The organism is Peribacillus sp. FSL K6-1552 (assembly GCF_038005205.1).
GTDB classification, from domain to species: Bacteria; Bacillota; Bacilli; order Bacillales; family DSM-1321; genus Peribacillus; species Peribacillus butanolivorans.
This window is the reverse complement of record NZ_JBBOST010000001.1, coordinates 3,740,916-3,754,327: the sequence shown is the minus strand read 5'-3', so window position 1 is coordinate 3,754,327 and position 13,412 is coordinate 3,740,916. Positions and strand designations below refer to the sequence as shown.

Here is a 13,412-nt window from a genome sequence, read left to right as displayed (position 1 = left end):
TTCCTCTTTTTTCATATATTATTGGAACCATGCCATGAATAATGAGGAGGGCTCATTGAAAATGATGAGATCCGGTTATCACCAAGTCTCCCCTAGTCAAGAACATTATCCTCAATCAATATCAGAATACTGGGGAGGATACCAGCAACCTATGCCGTATCCTCAGCCCAGTAATCAAGAACCATATATGTATCCTTATCCTCCCCAGGAAAATGGGAGCTATATGCCGACAAATCATGACCCATATCAACAGGCGGCCTATCATCCGTTTCAACAAATGCAGCAACAGGTGATGCCTGTGGGAGCGTTTCCAGGCAACAGTGTAATGCAGCCAATGCAGCAACCAATGCAGCCAATGCAACTGCAGCCCTATCAGCAGCAGCCCTATCAGCAGCAACATCAGCCTCAAGCTTTTAGTCCGTTTGATAACCCGCTCCAGCCGGCTAAACGTCCCCCACACAATCAGCAGCAGGCTCACAATCCATATCCAAAGCAGCAATTCATGCAAAAACAGCAGCCATCGGGTATCAAGTCGGTTATGAATCAATTCAAAACACAAGATGGATCCATGGATATAACGAAAATGATGAACACAGCTGGACAAATGATGAATACAGTCTCTCAAGTTTCTTCAATGGTCAAAGGAGTAGGGGGCTTCTTCAAAGTTTAGATGTTGAATAAAGTAAAAGCAGACTTACAAGTGACCCAGCCACTTAATTAAGTCTGCTTTTTAATTGCTTAAAAAGATTAATCATTGATTTCAATTCGATTTCCCTTAACCTTGGGTAAATGTAGAGTGAGAATGCCATCGCGATGTCTTGCTGTTACTTTTCTTTCATTAATTGGTTTTGGAAAGGAAATGGTTCTAGATAATCGGCTTGCTGACAGATCTTTCTGAAACATTCCTTGAGTTTTATGTTGCGTAGCAAGGCTATCTACATGATTTGCCGAGATGGTTACCGCCTGGGTCAACAAATCAATGGAAATTTGGCTGCGTGCAATTCCGGGCAAGCTAGCAGTGAGGATATATTCGGAATTCGTCTCATGAAGGTCGACCGGAAAGCTTCGTTCTTTTGCTGAACCAAAGAAATCATCAAGTGATTGCAGCATGCCTTTGGGTCTCTCGGAAAACAATCGATCCATCTTGTGAATAAAATGGGTAAAAGGCTCATTTTTGCCCTTGTGGTTATTATTTTTTTCAGAAGAGGTCATCACGGTGCTCCTTTCTAAAAATTCCTTTGCATATAGGCTATGTAGAGACTTAATATGTGTGAATCAAAGAAGGGTTTAGATATAGGGAGGAAGGGAATAACGTTACTAAATGATTATTTTTAGAAAAGAGGGATAGAGATGAATAAAGGTAACAAGCTTTCTTACATAGATAGCGGGGAAGGTAAAAAAACGTTGCTATTTATCCATGGATTTTGCGGAAGTCATGGGTATTGGAGGGACATCATTAGTGGTTTAAAAGATAAATATCGAGTTATTGCCATTGATTTACCAGGTCATGGTGCAAGTGAGCCACTAGGGGCATCTTTCACGATTGAAGATATGGCAGTGAATATTGCTGCATTTTTAGATGAACAGCAAATCAATCAGGTTTACATGTTCGGTCATTCGCTCGGAGGTTATATCACATTGTCATTTGCTGAGCAGTTTGCTGAAAAATTGAGTGGTTTCTCCCTCATTCATTCCACCGCATTGCCTGACGATGAGGCTGGGAAGGAAGGGCGGTTAAAATCTGTTGAAAAAATTGAAATTGACGGGATCCCTGCCTTTATTGATGGACTTGTACCGAAGCTTTTTGCTAAATCTGATGATCCTAACATTGAAAATGCAAAAGAAATAGGTTATAAAACAAGTGAAAGTGGAGCAATCGGTTCTTTGCATGCTATGAGGAAAAGAAGAGACCGAAATCATGTACTGAAAGATACAAAACTACCGGTCCTTTTGGTTGCAGGTGAACAAGATAAGGTTATTCCTGCTAAAAAAACCTTTACTGTAAAAGGGGATCATATTAACGAAGTTATACTCAAAGGAAGCGGGCATATGGGGATGTTGGAAGCTCCAGGCAAACTTGCCGAAGAAATTATACGTTTTGTCGAAGGAAAATAAGTGAAGAAATAACAAGTAGGAACACGGGATTTTACCGTTTCCTGCTTTTTTTTTGTAAAAGGAAATAGTTTCCCTTTTGTACAGAACGTTCATTCGGTAGAATAGGAGTATGAGGTGGGTTATATGAAACTGCGAAAAAATTTACAAGAAGTTATCACTGGTTTAAAAACAAATGAGGAATTTAAAGATAATATTGTTCACTGGCAAGTTATTGACGCGAAAGAGGCAAAAATCGTCTCTTTCCCAGATCAAATAGATGATAAAATCAAGCAGGCTCTTAATAAACGAGGGATAAATGGGTTGTATACCCATCAGGCGACTGCTTTTGAGACTGCTGTGAGTGGTAAAAGCCTTGTGGCTGTCACTCCGACAGCTTCTGGTAAAACGTTATGCTATAATTTGCCAGTTCTTCAAAAAGTACTTGAAGATGAAAAAACAAGAGCACTTTATATTTTTCCGACAAAAGCATTGAGTTATGATCAAAAAAGTGAATTGAACGAAATGATTAATGAGATGGAAGCTGATATAAATAGTTATACGTACGATGGAGACACACCATCCAATATAAGGCAAAAAATACGTCAGGCAGGGCATATTGTGATTACCAACCCTGATATGCTCCATTCGGGAATCCTGCCGCATCACACGAAATGGGTTTCTTTATTTGAGAATTTAAAGTATGTGATCATCGATGAACTTCATATATACCGAGGCGTTTTTGGAAGTCATACGGCAAACGTCATTAGAAGACTAAAACGAATCTGCCAGTTTTATGGAAGTGATCCTGTATTCATCTGTACATCTGCGACAATCAATAATCCAAAAGAGTTGGCTGAGGAACTTACGGAAAAAGAGATGGTTCTTGTCAATAACAATGGAGCACCGAGCGGAAAAAAACATTTTGTGTTTTATAATCCGCCAGTAATTAATAAACCGCTTAATATTCGAAGAAGTGCAGTGTTGGAAGTCAGGAAACTCGCAAATGAGTTTTTGAAAAATAAGATTCAAACAATTGTTTTCGCTCGAAGCAGGGTCCGTGTGGAGATTTTACTGACCTATTTACAGGAACTAGTGTCCAAGCAGCTTGGTCCAAAATCGATCCGAGGTTATCGCGGAGGTTATTTGCCAACACAGCGTAGAGAAATTGAAAAGGGGCTGCGAGATGGTTCAATTTATGGTGTGATCTCTACGAATGCTCTTGAGTTAGGGGTTGATATCGGTCAGCTTCAGGTTTGCATCATGACTGGCTACCCTGGATCAATATCGAGCGCCTGGCAGCAGGCAGGACGTGCAGGTAGAAGGCATGGGGAAGCTTTAATCATCATGGTCGGCAGCTCTAGTGCTCTTGATCAGTATATCGTGAAGCATCCTGACTATTTCTTTACGAGAAATCCGGAAACCGCAAGAATTAATCCAGATAATCTCGTAATCTTGGTTGATCATATTAAATGTGCAGCATATGAGCTTCCTTTTAAAAAAGGAGATGCCTTTGGCAAGGCGGAGATTATGGACGTTCTTGAATTTCTGACAGAAGAAAGAGTTTTACACCAAAATGGCGATAAATGGCATTGGATGAATGACGCATTTCCGGCGAGCAATATCAGTCTTCGTTCTGCAGCACAGGAAAATGTTGTCATCGTCGATCAAACGAATGCCCCAGACAATAGGGTCATCGGAGAAATGGATACGTTCAGTGCGATGACCCTTCTTCACGATGAAGCAATTTATTTGCATCAAGGAATACAATTCCAAGTGGAAGAATTAGATTGGGAAGAAAAGAAAGCGTATGTACGTGAAGTCAATGTGGACTATTACACGGATGCTAACCTTGCTGTTCAGTTATCTGTATTGGAAGTGGATAAACAGCAAACATTCTCTTCAACTACAGCAGCTTTTGGAGATGTCTCTATCCGGGCGATGCCTACGATATTCAAAAAAATTAAATTTGAGACTCATGAAAATATTGGATCAGGGCCAATCAGCCTCCCGGAAGTGGAACTTCATACGAGCTCTGCCATGCTTTCTATGGAACCTGATATTTTTGAATGGGATGAAAATCGAATCGAGCAAGGAATGATAGGTGCCTCACATGCGCTGAATTACATGATTCCGCTTTATGTAATGTGCGATCCCCATGATATTCATGTGTATCCACAAGTTAAAGCAGCACATAATGAAAAACCCACCATTTTTATTTATGACAGTTATCCAGGTGGAATAGGACTAAGTGATAAAGTGTTTGAAAATGCTGCGGTCATTTTGTTGGAAACAAAATCAATGATCGAAAATTGTTCTTGTGAAAACGGCTGTCCTTCCTGTATCGGAACGGAATCTGCTTCGAAGACAGCCAAAAGTGATGCTAAGCGGTTATTGGATCTGTTTTGTAAGGAAAACCATGCATCAAATGCAGGGGTATGTGAATAGAGGTGCAGTATTTTGTCATTAAAAAATAAATTGAATCGTATGAAAACACATATGAACTTAGAACCAGTGAACAATCCTTCTCCTATAGAGGAAGATAGCACGTCAGTAAATACAGATATTCCTTTTCATGATAAGTGGCTGGAGAACGATACCGTTTCCTTTCATTTCGATGATGACTATTGTTTCATCCGTGAAGTCCGCTATCCCCTTAATCATAAGCATGGGTTGTATTCATTTTCTGAGTTGAAAAAGGTTGTGAAAGAATGGAATCAAACTTCATTAGTGCATCCCCTTTCCGCTAAAGGTGTAAAAAGCGAAGAACTCTTTTTCTTCGATACCGAAACAACAGGGCTTGGCGGTGGTGCCGGAAATACAATTTTTTTACTAGGTTATGCCTATTTAGAAGGTGAAGAAGTGGTCGTTAAGCAGCATATCTTGCCACAGCCTGGTAGTGAAATACCGCTTTACCAAAGCTTTCTGGAAAACATCAATTATGAAACCCTTGTCACATATAATGGTAAGTCATTTGATTGGCCACAGTTAAAAACCAGACATACCTTGATAAAGGAACATGTTCCAAAACTGCCTGAATTCGGACATTTTGATTTGTATCATGCTTCAAGACGCCTTTGGAAAAACAAATTAGAACGTGTAAAATTATCCGTTGTCGAAACAGACATTTTAGGTGTACATAGAGAGGATGATATTCCTGGATATTTGGCGCCGATGATTTACTTTGATTTCGTTGAAAGAAAGAACCCGGAAATTTTGTTTGGAATCATGAAGCATAATGAAGTGGATATTTTATCACTAATCACTCTGTATATTCACTTGTCCCGGAAAATTCTCCAAATAGATGGATATACGGAAGAGTCGATGGAAATTGCACGCTGGCTCGATTATCTAGGAAAAAAAGAGGAATCGGTTGAGACCTATCAAAGAATATTGGAAGTAGGAAGTGAGGAAGATCGGATTATAGCTGGCAATGCTATAGCCTTTCAGAAAAAGAAGCAAAAGCAATTCAATGAAGCGTTGGAGATTTGGAAGGAAGTTGCTTTAAAAGGGGATGTTCACTTAAAGATACAGGCTCAGATTGAATGTGCAAAATTATTCGAACATCAATTTAAGGACATCGCTTCAGCAATAAATTGTGCTAGAAATGCGCATCAGGAGATGATGAGGACAGAGAATGGCAACCATCTAGCAAAAAAAATCTTGGATCTGGAAAAAAGGATCCAAAGACTCGAAAGGAAAAAAGGTTCTAAGGGTAGACTTGTATAATATAGATAGTCTTAAATAGGAATCTACATAGTCAATAAATAGGTGATTATGAAATTAAAAAAAATGGTTACAAATATTGTAGCATTCAGTCATTATGTGTAAAATGGTAATGGTTGAGGGTGAAATTCTGAAACATTCATTTCATGCCTTACATCATTTAAATTCAAGGTGAAAGCGGAGCGGAGAAATGTATAAAACGACTTTATTTCTATTTTTTGTTGTCCTTTGTTTAACGATTGTTTTATTTACATCATTAAAAGACAGTTTCTACTCCTTTTTATAAGAAATTCACTCTGCAAGCACTTTTGTAGGGCTATCCAAATATAACGATGTGTACTTTTAGGTTGCCACATAGAGTTTTATACTTATTAAGTATAAATAGGTCTTTTCATCAGTACACGTATCCCCTTTTTTTCATAGTCTATAATGGTAAGACCAAAATTATCATGACGAAAGGGGACGTAATATAAATGAATTTTCGTAATTGTGGAGGACATAAATCCAATGTTATGGGAACATCCAATGTAATGGGTGCATCGAATGTTATGGGAGCATCAAATGTAATGGGTGCTTCAACTGGAAAAAAACCTTCCCATGTAATGGGAGCTTATACTAGTCCGATGGCTGGCGGTTATCCGACTGCTGTATCTCCAGCGCAATATGGTCCGATGGCTGGTGGTTATCCGACTGCTGTATCTCCAGCGCAATATGGTCCAACACAAGCACTTCCATCTCAAGTAGCCCCAGCACAGGTATCTCCAACGCAGCAATTTGTTAATACAAACGTTTCGAACACAGTGATACCTGTCGTTCACCCATCACATACTACAACTGTTAATAAACATGTAAACTCGTATAAACATTACTTTCCACATACTCAATCAGTAGTGAATGAGTGTTACACTCAAAACTTTATTTGTGGAAGGCCGCCACACAATCCTTGCTGCCCACCTAGGCATTTCGGATATTGAAATTTAAGGGCTTATTTTAAGCCCTTATCTTCTTACATAATCATGTGAAAAGGGAGATTGGCCAAGTAATGAAGGTTTTGTATATAACTGGCTACAAAGCTTTTGAATTGGGAATATTTAAAAATGATCATGAAGCAGTAAAATATATAAAAAAAGCAATTAAGCAACGTCTTTTACCATTGGTGGAAGAGGGGTTAGAATGGGTAATTATTTCAGGCCAGTTAGGCACAGAACTATGGAGTGCAGAAGTAGTATTCGAGATACAGGAAGAATATACCCAGCTTAAATTAGGGGTACTTACTCCCTTCCTGAAACAGGAAGAGTCATGGAATGAGACGAATCAAGACTATTACCGTTCCATTTTAGCACGTGCTGATTTTATAGAATCCATCTTCAAAAAACCGTATGAAGGACCACAACAGCTGAAAACTAAAAATCGTTATATGGTCCATAAAAGTGATGCCATGCTAATCATTTTTGATCCCGAAAAAGAAGGATCCGCCCAATATCCTTATTACGAAGCAATGAAAAAAGCGGAAACTCAACTATACCCAATTTTACAGATAAGCTTTGATGATCTGCAACTGGCTGCAGAAGAAGACAGTTGGTCCGAAGATTAGCACAGTAAAAATAATTATGGACTAAAAGTTGTTTCAAAAGCATATTCATATTATGATGAAAATTAGATACAGATTTATGGGAGTACATATCGTGCACTAAAAAAAGTATGACGTATAAAAAAACTGTTTCGTTGACAAACCCAAGTAGATTTGAAAAAATAATAAAAAGTCGATTGTATTGGCGAAAGTATTGAGGTGAAGTCTTATGCTATCCGATAAGATAAAATTAACGGCTAAAGATATTCTTGAAAAAGATTTTAAAACAGCCATGCGAGGTTATAAACCTGAGGATGTGGATCAATTTCTGGATCTAATCATGAAAGATTATGAAGTGTTTCATCAGGAAATTGATGATCTTAAACAAGAAAATCTTAAATTAAAAAAACAGGCCGAAGAGAGTACAAAACGTCCGAGCCAACCTGCACCTGGTGCAACTCCGGGGACCACTAACTTTGATATCCTTAAACGGTTATCCAACTTGGAAAAGCACGTATTTGGAAACAAGCTTTTTGATTAATGTTTTTAAAAGGTAAAATAATTTGTATTGTGTTTTCTTGAATAATGTATTATAATCAATAATGTTATGTTAACGTTTGGGTAATTGCTGCTGCATTTTTTTGCAGTAGAGGAAAGTCCATGCTCGCACGGACTGAGATGTCCGTAGTGTTCGTGCCTGGCGAAAAAATAAGCTTGGGCAGCAGTCTTGGATTGCTGACGGCTGGGAAAATGCCTAAGTCCTTTTGGATATGGCATGAATACCTATAAAAGTGCCACAGTGACGGAGCCTTTACAGAAATGTAAGGGGTGGAACGAGGTAAACCCCACGAGCGAGAAACCCAAATTAATGGTAGGGGCGCTTTCTTCCTTGGAATTGAACGAGGAGAAGGACAGAAGCTATGCTTCTGTAGATAGATGATTACCGCCGAAGTACGAGACGTGAGTCGCTTGCAGTACTGAGGAACAAAACATGGCTTACAGAACGTTACCATATAACACTTAAAGCACAACTCTCCTTTGTAAAAGGAGAGTTTTTGTTTGTGAAAAAATTGTCCATTTTAAAATTTCCCTCAATATCTTAACACTAGAGGTGCAAAATACCTTATCATAGAAGTGAAAATGACTTTGTGAAGGTATTCGAAGATTATGTGAGTGACATAAATGAACAGGTCAGTATTCTAGAGGTTTTTTAATTTACTAATACTTTTATACAGCAATATGATATGTATAGTGATTCACCAGTGATTATCCATAAAGGGAGAGTTCTTTACCTTATGGTTAAGGTTCCCACATTTCCGAAGAGTCGAATCGGGATGTGTATTACGTTGCTCTATTTTTGGACATTACCAATCGAAAAAAAGATCAGTTTCAAAAGTGGTCAGTAAGACGTATTGATGGGTAAGGCAATGTTAACTCTAAATCATGAGTATAATAATAATAACTTTCAAGAGGTATAATCAATATCTTTCTGTGTTAAACTTGGATCTTGACTGCAATTGAAAGAAATGAGTTGCAGGTACATTATCTTCCGCAAGTTCACTTGGAAACAGGAGATGTAATTGGGTTGGAATACATATCAGCTTGGAGAGTTCATTTCTTTTCCAAAAGAGACAGGCCTTGTTAACCTAAATCAGCCAGTTGGTTATAAAATGAACTTGTGAGTATGTTAAGTAATTCCATATTTCTGGGTATCCTAATTACAAGGTTTGCATCAACATTTCTAGTTTGTATTTTAACAGGAATAATGTTAGAAAAAGGTATTGTCCTTATTGAAAATAAGAACATTTCCCAATTGCGCAAGGATTGAAACTGATGGAGAGCAGAATTATGGCAAATGCAGAGGGTTCTGTTGAATAATTGGTTATTCTATAAAACAGGGGATCATTTTGTCTATCAATGATCTTGGTACTGGTTATTCTTCCTTTAGTTATATTAAATGGTTTCCGATTGATACAATGAAAATTTATCAAAGTTTTAATGAAAAGTTGATCAATTATAAAGGTGACTTGCTCATTGTAAAAGCTACCATCACGATGTCGAAGACACTTAATCTGGAAATCATTGCTGAAGTCGTTGAACATAAAAAAGCATGTAGACTTTTTGAAAAAGCAAAAGTGTGATATCATTCAAGAGTTTTACTTGTCAAAACCGCTACCTGTTTCTAAATTAAAAAAAATTTGGAAATGCGGGAACCGATTTTGATTAATGGAAAGTAGGTGCATGAAGAAATGAAACAATTCGATATTATTGCAACATCAGCAATGGGATTGGAATCAATTGTTGCCAAGGAAGTTCGGGATCTTGGTTACGATTGTCAAGTAGAAAACGGGAAAATTATGTACAAAGGGGACCAATCAGCCATTGCTCGCTCTAATTTGTGGCTGCGCAGTGCAGACCGTGTGAAAATTAAAGTCGCTGAATTTAAAGCTTATTCTTTTGATGAGCTGTTTGAAAAAACAAAAGCCTTGAACTGGGAAGATTACTTATCTGCAGACGTTGAGTTCCCTGTAAGTGGTAAATCAGTTAAATCGCAGCTTTACAGTGTCCCTGATTGTCAGGCTATCGTTAAAAAGGCGATTGTTGATAGATTGAAAAGGAAGTATAAACAAGTATCTTGGTTTGAAGAAACAGGTCCATTGTTTAAAATTGAAGTTTCTATCTTAAAAGATGTAGTGACACTTACCATGGACACATCAGGTGCAGGACTTCATAAGCGCGGTTATCGTACAGGGCAGGGGGAAGCGCCCCTTAAAGAAACTTTGGCGGCTGCATTGATCATGCTGACTAATTGGAAACCGGATAAACCTTTCATTGACCCATTTTGTGGATCTGGAACTATTCCTATTGAAGCTGCATTGATTGGGCAGAACATCGCTCCTGGTTTTAACCGGGAATTTGTTTCTGAAAGCTGGGCTTGGATGGACAGTAAGGTTTGGGATGAAGCGAGAATTGAAGCTGAAGATTTAGCGAATTATGATCAGTATTTAGACATAACAGGTTGTGATATTGATCATCGCATGGTTGAAATTTCAAAAGCCAATAGTTTTGAAGCAGGACTTGGTGATCTTGTTGAGTTCAAACAAATGCAAGTGAGAGATATCTCGACCAGGAAAGAATATGGTGTTATTGTGGGGAACCCACCCTATGGTGAACGTCTAGGGGAGAAAAAAGCTGTTGAACAGATGTATAAAGAAATGGGGCAGGCCTTCAAGAAGCTTGATACTTGGTCAGTGTACATGATTACCTCGAACCCTGACTTTGAACAGTTTTATGGTAAGCCTGCAACTAAAAAAAGGAAGTTGTTCAATGGATTCATCCGAGCGGACCTTTATCAGTATTGGGGAAAACGGCCGCCAAAACAACCGAGAAATGAATAAATAGGTATAATATAATGGAAAATTTAGAATAGTCAGGACATTTTATTCATAATAGGTTCCAGTCTTGCTTATCATTTCCTTTTCTGTTATTCTAATAATGAATTATTTTTGTTCAGATTTAAGGAATGCCTTAATATTCAATGAGCAAGGATAGTAATATAATGTGTGGCGAACACACTAGGAGGCAACAAAAATGGAACAAGGTAAAGTAAAATGGTTTAACGCAGAAAAAGGTTTTGGATTCATCGAACGTGAAGGTGGAGACGATGTATTCGTACATTTCTCAGCTATCCAAGGCGAAGGTTTCAAAACACTTGAAGAAGGCCAAGATGTTACATTTGATGTAGAACAAGGTCAACGTGGACCACAAGCATCAAACGTAAACAAAGCTTAATTCAACTAAATAGTACTTACAGACAGGCTCTCATGAAGAGCCTGTCTTTTATTTTACGAGTTGGGAGCGCTTGCTTACATACATACATAGAAGATGCAGTATATACGGGAAAATTCATTTCTTGTAGAAAGGTAAATAACTTGACTATCAATGTAGAATAAAGGATAATATACTTTTGCCTAGATAAGTTATTATACGAAATTTTATATACTGATGATAGATAAAAGGGGAGACCATGATGCTTAAAACACTGCCTTTTTCGGTTACAAAGGAAGATTCTTTTTACGATAAGCTTTCAGAATGGATCGGTGATGTTTTTTACGATATTCTTCCCGAAAAAGGATTTGAGCTGCGTGACGAACAAATCTTCATGGCTTTTCAATTAGAAAAAGCCTTTAAAGAAAAGAATGTAAGTTTTGCAGAAGCTGGTGTAGGGACTGGTAAGACATTGGTCTATTTACTATATGCCATTTGTTATGCCCGATATACTAATAAACCGGCAATTATTTCGTGTGCAGACGAAACATTGATTGAACAGCTTGTCAAAGAAGAAGGCGACATTCAAAAAATTAAGAACGCATTAGGTATTGATGTGGATGTACGTCTTGCCAAATATCATGATCAATATGTATGCCTTAAGAAATTGGAGTATGCAGTGAATCATGAAGATTCAGAGGGAATAGATCAGCTCTATGATGAACTTCCCAAGTTTGTCCATGATAACTCATCCATGAATGCTTATACTGCTTACGGGGACCGTAAACAATATCCATATTTGAATGATGAAGACTGGTCAAAAGTAGGCTGGGATCAGCTTCAAAACTGTTTTACTTGTGATAAACGCCATCGTTGTGGACAAACCCTTTCACGAGACCACTACCGAAAATCAAGTGATTTGATCATTTGTTCACATGACTTCTTTATGGAGCATGTTTGGACAAAAGAAAAACGTAAGCGTGAAGGACAGTTACCGTTATTGCCAGAACATAGCTGTGTAGTTTTTGATGAAGGCCATTTATTGGAGTTTTCTGCTCAAAAGGCACTAACGTATAAAGTTGGTGAACAAACTCTTGCTTCGGTTTTAGAATTGCTAACAGCCAACCAGGTGCGTGAAGAAACGCTTTACATCATTGAAGACTTAATTGACATTAATGAAGAGTTTTTCGATTTGCTTGATGAAAAGGCCATTCATGTTAGTGGTTCTAATCGGTATGAAATTCCGATGTCCAAAGAAATTACAAACTTTGCACAAAAGCTTCATAAAAAGGTTGAAGAGTTAGAAGAAAACCTTGTTTTTGAAGCGGAAATGTACACGATTAATGACTATGATTTAAAAGTGACAGAAGAATACTTAGAACAGCTAGGATACTCACTTTCTCTATTTGTGAAGGATGAACAGGCGGTATCATGGTTTGAAGAAAATGAAATGACAAAAACATTGGTCATTATGCCAAGGCTTGTACAAGATATTTTGTCTGAACAAGTTTTTTCTAAAAAAATCCCTTACATTTTTTCTTCGGCAACATTATCTGATAATAAATCGTTCCAATACATTGCAGATAGCTTAGGGATAGATAAGTATGATAGCTTCTCTGTTGAATCGCCTTTTGATTATGATGAAGTCATGAAAATGAATATGCCGGTCTTTGAAAATGGAGACAAATTGGCTAAACTAAATTATACAATGAAGACGATTGAGGAAAATGAAGGTAGAACGCTAGTATTATTCCAATCAAAAGAAGAATTGCTATGGTTCAAGGAAAACAGCCAGAAAACAGCATATCCCTTTTATTTTGAAGGTGAAGCGGAGATTAGCGATCTTGTTAAAAGGTTTCAAGAAGATGAGCAATCTGTTCTGTTCTCATATCATTTATGGGAAGGGCTCGATGTTCCGGGGGCTTCATTACAAAATGTAGTGATTCACTCACTTCCATTCCCGCCACATGATCCAGTATTCGAGGCCAAACGAAACTCGGTTACTAATGCATTTGAAGAAGTGGATCTTCCATATATGCTTCTTCGCTTGCGTCAGGGAATCGGACGTTTGATCCGTACCAGCAATGACTCGGGGACCGTACAGATTTTGATTGAGAAGGATCTTTCGGAACAGGTGAAAGAGAAAATTATTTCTGTTCTTCCTGTATCGCTTTAATTAATCTATTTTGAGAGTCAAGGGCAAAGCCAGCCCTTGGCTCTTATTTTATTTTTAAGCTGCTGGTAGTTCTGATATGAA

General features: G+C 38.0%; 12 protein-coding genes and 1 other RNA gene. 12 read left to right on the top strand and 1 reads right to left on the bottom strand.

The window, feature by feature from the left end; all coding sequences use genetic code 11:
* Nucleotides 1-61: 61 nt before the first annotated feature.
* On the top strand, nucleotides 62-670 hold the full coding sequence (locus tag NST21_RS17945; protein WP_340892584.1) for a YppG family protein: 609 nt from the start codon (nucleotides 62-64) through the stop codon (nucleotides 668-670).
* A 77-nt stretch (nucleotides 671-747) separates the two neighbouring features.
* Here NST21_RS17945 and NST21_RS17940 read toward each other — a convergent pair whose 3' ends face one another.
* On the bottom strand, nucleotides 748-1,212 hold the full coding sequence (locus NST21_RS17940) for an Hsp20/alpha crystallin family protein (protein ID WP_340890517.1): 465 nt from the start codon (nucleotides 1,210-1,212) through the stop codon (nucleotides 748-750).
* A gap of 138 nt (nucleotides 1,213-1,350) precedes the next feature.
* Here NST21_RS17940 and NST21_RS17935 point away from each other — a divergent pair, with 138 nt between their 5' ends.
* The 11 genes from NST21_RS17935 to NST21_RS17885 all read left to right on the top strand — a co-directional run bounded on the left by NST21_RS17935 (nucleotide 1,351) and on the right by NST21_RS17885 (nucleotide 13,331).
* Nucleotides 1,351-2,115, top strand: coding sequence for an alpha/beta fold hydrolase (locus NST21_RS17935; protein WP_340890516.1), 765 nt, complete (start codon nucleotides 1,351-1,353; stop codon nucleotides 2,113-2,115).
* Nucleotides 2,116-2,238: 123 nt separating this feature from the next.
* The gene (locus NST21_RS17930) at nucleotides 2,239-4,539 is read left to right on the top strand and encodes a DEAD/DEAH box helicase (protein ID WP_057217465.1); all 2,301 of its coding nucleotides are present in this window, start codon (nucleotides 2,239-2,241) and stop codon (nucleotides 4,537-4,539) included.
* Between the two features lie 12 nt (nucleotides 4,540-4,551).
* Nucleotides 4,552-5,820, top strand: a complete 1,269-nt coding sequence (locus tag NST21_RS17925; protein WP_340890514.1) for a ribonuclease H-like domain-containing protein — start codon at nucleotides 4,552-4,554, stop codon at nucleotides 5,818-5,820.
* Nucleotides 5,821-6,290: 470 nt separating this feature from the next.
* On the top strand, nucleotides 6,291-6,791 hold the full coding sequence (locus NST21_RS17920; protein WP_340890513.1) for a CotD family spore coat protein: 501 nt from the start codon (nucleotides 6,291-6,293) through the stop codon (nucleotides 6,789-6,791).
* Nucleotides 6,792-6,859: 68 nt separating this feature from the next.
* The gene (locus tag NST21_RS17915; RefSeq protein WP_053346735.1) at nucleotides 6,860-7,411 is read left to right on the top strand and encodes a DUF1273 domain-containing protein; all 552 of its coding nucleotides are present in this window, start codon (nucleotides 6,860-6,862) and stop codon (nucleotides 7,409-7,411) included.
* A 205-nt stretch (nucleotides 7,412-7,616) separates the two neighbouring features.
* Nucleotides 7,617-7,928, top strand: a complete 312-nt coding sequence (gene gpsB, locus NST21_RS17910) for a cell division regulator GpsB (protein WP_056524974.1) — start codon at nucleotides 7,617-7,619, stop codon at nucleotides 7,926-7,928.
* A gap of 72 nt (nucleotides 7,929-8,000) precedes the next feature.
* An RNA gene (gene rnpB, locus NST21_RS17905) (RNase P RNA component class B) lies at nucleotides 8,001-8,391 on the top strand.
* 903 nt (nucleotides 8,392-9,294) lie between these two features.
* A complete protein-coding gene (locus tag NST21_RS17900) occupies nucleotides 9,295-9,528 on the top strand; it encodes an EAL domain-containing protein (RefSeq protein ID WP_340890509.1) in 234 nt (77 codons plus the stop codon).
* Nucleotides 9,529-9,636: 108 nt separating this feature from the next.
* Entirely contained in the window at nucleotides 9,637-10,785 is a 1,149-nt protein-coding gene (locus NST21_RS17895) for a THUMP domain-containing class I SAM-dependent RNA methyltransferase (RefSeq protein WP_340890508.1), read from the top strand.
* 193 nt (nucleotides 10,786-10,978) lie between these two features.
* On the top strand, nucleotides 10,979-11,179 hold the full coding sequence (locus NST21_RS17890; protein ID WP_034307871.1) for a cold-shock protein: 201 nt from the start codon (nucleotides 10,979-10,981) through the stop codon (nucleotides 11,177-11,179).
* Between the two features lie 235 nt (nucleotides 11,180-11,414).
* Nucleotides 11,415-13,331, top strand: a complete 1,917-nt coding sequence (locus NST21_RS17885; protein WP_057217469.1) for an ATP-dependent DNA helicase — start codon at nucleotides 11,415-11,417, stop codon at nucleotides 13,329-13,331.
* Nucleotides 13,332-13,412: the final 81 nt, after the last annotated feature.

Excerpts from the sequence above, each read along its gene's own strand:
- NST21_RS17915 (WP_053346735.1), top strand. The coding sequence starts at position 6,860 with ATGAAGGTTTTGTATATAACTGGCTACAAAGCTTTTGAATTGGGAATA.
- NST21_RS17885 (WP_057217469.1), top strand. The coding sequence starts at position 11,415 with ATGATGCTTAAAACACTGCCTTTTTCGGTTACAAAGGAAGATTCTTTT.
- NST21_RS17930 (WP_057217465.1), top strand. The coding sequence starts at position 2,239 with ATGAAACTGCGAAAAAATTTACAAGAAGTTATCACTGGTTTAAAAACA.
- NST21_RS17895 (WP_340890508.1), top strand. The coding sequence starts at position 9,637 with ATGAAACAATTCGATATTATTGCAACATCAGCAATGGGATTGGAATCA.
- NST21_RS17920 (WP_340890513.1), top strand. The coding sequence starts at position 6,291 with ATGAATTTTCGTAATTGTGGAGGACATAAATCCAATGTTATGGGAACA.
- NST21_RS17940 (WP_340890517.1), bottom strand. The coding sequence starts at position 1,212 with ATGACCTCTTCTGAAAAAAATAATAACCACAAGGGCAAAAATGAGCCT.
- NST21_RS17890 (WP_034307871.1), top strand. The coding sequence starts at position 10,979 with ATGGAACAAGGTAAAGTAAAATGGTTTAACGCAGAAAAAGGTTTTGGA.
- NST21_RS17945 (WP_340892584.1), top strand. The coding sequence starts at position 62 with ATGATGAGATCCGGTTATCACCAAGTCTCCCCTAGTCAAGAACATTAT.
- NST21_RS17935 (WP_340890516.1), top strand. The coding sequence starts at position 1,351 with ATGAATAAAGGTAACAAGCTTTCTTACATAGATAGCGGGGAAGGTAAA.
- gpsB (WP_056524974.1), top strand. The coding sequence starts at position 7,617 with ATGCTATCCGATAAGATAAAATTAACGGCTAAAGATATTCTTGAAAAA.